Here is a 4,856-nt window from a genome sequence, read left to right as displayed (position 1 = left end):
TATCATCGCCGGATTATCCATGATCTGACAGCCGTCCCTTATAGGATGCGGGTTCACTAGGCATCGTAGTGGAACATATTTTTACCGGGCTATACAACAAACCCACCAATAATTCAAGACGTCCTCCACGGGGCGCTTACCAAAAACGTCTGGACTAGCCGGGAGGGGATGGAATACGCCTGGTTTAACAACGTCGAAACCAAACCCGGCATCGGTTATCCGAACGCGTGGGAAGATCAGGAAAAATGGCTGGGGGGCTGGCTGTGCAAAATTAACGGTCGACTCATACCGCGCCTGGGTCATCGCGCATCGGTGCTGTCTAAAATCTTCGCCAACCCGGCGGTACCGGGCATGGATGATTATTATGAGCCATTTACCTATGACTACCAAACGCTGCACAACGCCAACGCCGGCCATGCTCAGCCGACGGCGCGCCCGCGGTCGTTGATTAGCGGTGAACGCCTGGACAACATTGTCGGCGGCCCCAACTGAGAAGAGTTGCTGGGTGGCGAGTTTAGTCAACGCGCTGCGGACAGTAACTTTGCCCGGATGGAAAAAGAAATCTACGGCCAGTACGAGAACACGTTCATGATGTATCTACCGCGCCTGTGTGAACACTGCCTTAATCCCAGCTGTGTAGCCACCTGCCCGAGGCGGCGCCATCTACAAGCGCGAAGAAGACGGTATCCTGCTCATCGACCAGGATAAATGCCGTGGCTGGCGTATGTGCATCAGCGGTTGTCCGTATAAGAAAATCTATTTCAACTGAAAAAGCGGCAAGTCTGAAAAATGTCTTTTCTGTTATCCCCGTATCGAGTCCGGCATGCCAACCCTCTGCGCGGAAACCTGCGTTGGCCACATCCGCTATCTCGGCGTGTTGCTGTATGACGCGGATAGCATTGCCGATGCCGCCGGCACTGAAGCAGAGCACCGATTGTATGAGCGCCAGCGCGAGATATTTTTAGATCCCGGCGATCCCGCCGTGGTTGCACAAGCGCGCAAACAGGGCATCACGCAGAATGTTATTGACGCGGCGCAGGCGTCGCCCGTCTGGAAACTTGCCGTGGACTGGCAGCTGCTACCGCCGCTGCACCCGGAATATTGTGGTACGTATGTACCGCCTTTATCGCCCATCGAATCGGTGGCGGACAGCAGCGGGCTGCAACACGCAAACAGTGTCCTACACGACGTCGAAAGCTTGCGCATTCCCGTGCAGTACCTCGCCAATATGCTGACCGCGGGGGATACCGCACCCGTGTTGCGTTCCTTAAAGCGCCTGATGGCGATGCGCCATTACAAACGCTCACAAACCGTGGACGGCGTGACGGATACGCGCGCGCTGCAAGAGGTGGGTTTGAGTGAAACGCAGGTGGAGGAGATGTACCGCTATTTGGCCATTACGAATTACGAAGATCGTTTTGTCATCCCCAGCAGCCATCGTGAGCTTGCGCGCGACGCCTTCTGGCAACGCAACGGCTGCGGCTTCAGTTTTGGCGACGGCTGTCACGGCAGCGACAGTCGATTCAACCTGTTTAACAGCCGGCGGATTGATGCCATCGACGTGAGCGATAAGACCGGTGGTGGCGGATGAAAATCTTGAAACTCATCGGCTTATTGCTTGATTATCCTGATGAAAGCCTTTGGGCGTATCAGGAGGAGCTCCTGTCGCTTGCGTTGCAACAACAGCGTCCCTGTTGCCGTTTCTTCACCATTATCTTACCGCCCGACCGCTGGATAAGCAGGCCGACTGGTGTGCGCTGTTCGGGCGGGGCCGTGCGACGTCGCCGCTCCTGTTCGAGCATGTGCACGCACAATCACGCGATCGCGGCCAGGCGATGGTCGATCTGCTGGCGCAGTATGAGCAAGCGGGGTTGGTGCTCAAGCGCCGCGAATTACCCGATTTTCTGCCGCTGTATTTGGAGTATTTAAGTCTTCGTCCCGCGTGCGAGGCGCGGCAGGGGTTGCTGGATATCGCGCCGATTCTGGCGCTCGTCGGCGGACGCTTGCAACAGCGTCAAAGTGACTTCAGCGTGCTATTTGATGCGCTATTGACCCTGGCCAGCAGCCCGCTTAGCAGCAATGGCATGGTGCAGCAGGTCGCGGGCGAGCCGCGCGATGATACGCGCGCCGCGCTGGATGCCGTGTGGGAAGAAGAACGCGTAACATTCATGGGTGACAACTATTGCCTGAGCGGAGCGGTGCGGCAACATCAGCGGCGCTGTCGTGACGATGCGCCGCCGTATTATCTCCAACCCATCGAGGGGGAAAACGCTAATGCACTATCTTGATGTGTGGTTTTTCGACATTTACCCCTATCTGTGCGGCACGGTATTCCTGATAGGCAGCTGGCTGCGCTATGACTACGGGCAATATACCTGGCGTGCCTCGTCAAGCCAGATGCTGGATAAGAAAGGTATGCGGCTGGCATCCAATCTCTTTCACATCGGCATTCTCGGCATCTTTTTTGGCCACCTCTTTGGCCTGCTGACGCCGCACTGGGTTTACCAGCCCTTCCTGTCGATTGTCGTCAAGCAGCAAATGGCGATGGCGGCAGGCGGCGTATTTGGCACCATGACGCTTGTCGGTGGATTACTGCTGCTGAAACGGCGGTTGACTCACCCGCGCATACGCGCCACCTCCACTCTTATGGATAGTGTGATGCTGGTGACGCAATGCCTGCTGGGGCTGGTGACCATTCTGTTTTCAAGGCGCCATATGGACGGTCACGATATGATGAAACTGGTTGACTGGGCGCAGGCGTTTGTGACGTTTCACGGTCATGCGTCTGACCATCTGGACGGCGTCGAATGGGTATACCGCGTGCACCTGGTGTTGGGTATGACGCTATTTCTGGTTTTCTCTTTCACCCGGCTGGTGCATGTATGGAGCGCGCCGGTGGGGTATTTTACCCGGCGTTATCAGGTTGTGCGTTCGCGTCGTTAACCCATCATAATCGGCCAGGGGGTGAGGCCTTGCCGGCACCGCGCTTGGCAGCGATTGTCAGGAACTGACGGCGTCCTTCGTGCGGGGCGGCATTCTCTGTGCCTGCTTACGGCCGTCCCTGACCCGTTAAGCGGCTTAAACGGCGCCGAGCGCCGTTATTAGCGCTGTAGCGACCAGTAGGTGAGGAGATGCAGGCTGGCGGAATAATAATCCTCATTGTTCTGCAAACGGTCGATTACCTGGGCACCGTTGGCCAATATGGCGTCTCGTATGGCCAGCATGCCCGGCGATAGCATGTAGTCGGCTTTTTCGCCGCTTTGCACGTCAACCCAGGCCGGCGTGCTGAGTCTGTCGTACTGACGCCAATAGGCGATATAAGGCCCCAACGCCTGGCTGTCCGGCGGCACCCAATGAAGGTAAAGCGGAATACGCACCGCGTTGAAACTGAACCGTGCCGGCCAGCGATCGCCGGGGGCTACGCCGCCGTTCGCGTCCAGACGCACCCAGTCGGTGGGCAGCCGGGGCGCGCCGAAACGCATTTTGTTCAATAATTGCCGGGCGTCGCCGCTGAGTTCATTCCAAATCAACAGATGACTGTCTTGATAAAACGCCTGCCAGGCGGGAAAAATAAAGTAGGAGGGGTTAAGGGTCAGCGCGTCGGTCTACTTAAAACCCTCCACGCCGGGCAGCAACACTTTGAGGCCGGCGAATTCCACCACGGTGCGCTGCAAAATCGCCTCCTGTAGCGCCTTAGAGGCCAGCAGGTAGTCGGGTTGTCGCCATTTTTGCCCTGGTTGCAGCAATGCCCTGGCAATCAGCGTATCGCCGTCGGTAGCGTTATTGCGATCCGCCACCGGCGGGGTGCTGGCGGGATTAAAGTGCCAGGCATTGAGACCGCTATCCTGCTGGTACAAATGCGCCCGGGTCCACTGATAGAGCAAATCGAATGTCGGCCGGTCGTTATTGTAAACCGCCAACAGCATGCCGAAACCCTGTCCTTCGGAATGGCTGACGTTATGATTGCCGGTATCGATAATCCGGCCCTCCGGCAGCAGAAAGCGGTGTTTATATTGCGTCCAGCCGGCGGATTCACCATGGGCGCCCCCGGCCAGCAACGTCAGCGTTAGGCCGAGCAGAAAGGTTAATTGACAGAAACGTTTCATCACGCCATCACATCCTTAGCGACTGTTTTCATAGCGAAAGGTCATTTCGCCGCCGGCGCTGTCCTGCTGCCAGCGTAGCGCGACGTGCCGTTGCCCGCCCTGGTCCAATAGCCAGCGCGCATAGGCGCCTTCCAGAATGGCCGCCAGACCGGAAACCCGCACCGGTTCGCTTTGCCCGGCGGGAGCTGCGGGAGAAGCGCAGTGGCGTAGGCTTAGCACGGTGGCTTCGGGCGTCAGGCGGACATAGCCCCAGTAAAAGCAGGACCAAAGCTGATTCAGCCCGTCCTCCAACTCGCCCACCGTGGCGGCGGCAGGCTGCGGGAAACGGCAGGCCAACTGCTCCCCCACCAGATTCAGAAACTGGCGCTTGTCCTCATCGCCGGTGTTATCGCTGATGTCCGCTATCAGCAGACCCACCAGATCCTGCCAACCGGGCTGATTTTGCCGCTGTCGGTAGTAGTCCAGCGTCGTGGATGTCTGCAGATCTTCCTGCTTCATTATTGGCCACCTAAAAGATATTTTAAAAACAACTACGCCGAACCTTCGGAATAATCGCCAAAAGTGTCATAACTCAACTGCCCGCCGACGCTCATCTGCGGGTTGATTTTATGTAAGCGCCCCGTGGAGGACGTCTTGAATTATTGGTGGGTTTGTTGTACGGCCCGGTAAGAATATGTTCCACTACGATGCCTAGTGAACCCGCATCCTATAAGGGACGGCTGTCAGATCATGGATAATCCGGCGATGATA

The 4,856-nt window shown here is 57.2% G+C and carries 2 protein-coding genes and 3 pseudogenes; 3 read left to right on the top strand and 2 right to left on the bottom strand.

Annotated elements, in window-relative coordinates; translation table 11 throughout:
• Positions 1-141 precede the first annotated feature (141 nt).
• The 3 genes and pseudogenes from narH to narI all read left to right on the top strand — a co-directional run.
• Positions 142-1,591, top strand: a pseudogene (gene narH, locus ACMX3H_RS17030) (nitrate reductase subunit beta); the annotation flags it as partial.
• A pseudogene (gene narJ / locus ACMX3H_RS17025) lies at positions 1,588-2,288 on the top strand (nitrate reductase molybdenum cofactor assembly chaperone). The pseudogenes narH and narJ, both read left to right, overlap by 4 nt.
• Positions 2,275-2,943 (top strand): respiratory nitrate reductase subunit gamma, encoded by a 669-nt coding sequence (gene narI / locus ACMX3H_RS17020; RefSeq protein ID WP_415211662.1) that lies wholly within the window; start codon positions 2,275-2,277, stop codon positions 2,941-2,943. The pseudogene narJ and the gene narI overlap by 14 nt, the downstream one beginning before the upstream one ends.
• A 158-nt stretch (positions 2,944-3,101) precedes the next feature.
• On the opposite strand, the pseudogene ACMX3H_RS17015 reads toward narI, so the two are convergent.
• Together ACMX3H_RS17015 and bcsD are read right to left on the bottom strand one after the other, a co-directional pair.
• Positions 3,102-4,106: pseudogene (locus ACMX3H_RS17015) on the bottom strand (glycosyl hydrolase family 8).
• A gap of 15 nt (positions 4,107-4,121) precedes the next feature.
• Positions 4,122-4,604 (bottom strand): cellulose biosynthesis protein BcsD, encoded by a 483-nt coding sequence (gene bcsD / locus ACMX3H_RS17010; RefSeq protein ID WP_415211661.1) that lies wholly within the window; start codon positions 4,602-4,604, stop codon positions 4,122-4,124.
• Positions 4,605-4,856: the final 252 nt, after the last annotated feature.

This window comes from Sodalis sp. (in: enterobacteria), assembly GCF_047607725.1.
Lineage (GTDB): Bacteria > Pseudomonadota > Gammaproteobacteria > Enterobacterales > Enterobacteriaceae > JBLKSS01.
This window is presented reverse-complemented; position numbering and strand designations above follow the sequence as displayed.

Coding starts and splice junctions, on each gene's coding strand:
- narI (WP_415211662.1), top strand. CDS start 2,275: ATGCACTATCTTGATGTGTGGTTTTTCGACATTTACCCCTATCTGTGC.
- bcsD (WP_415211661.1), bottom strand. CDS start 4,604: ATGAAGCAGGAAGATCTGCAGACATCCACGACGCTGGACTACTACCGA.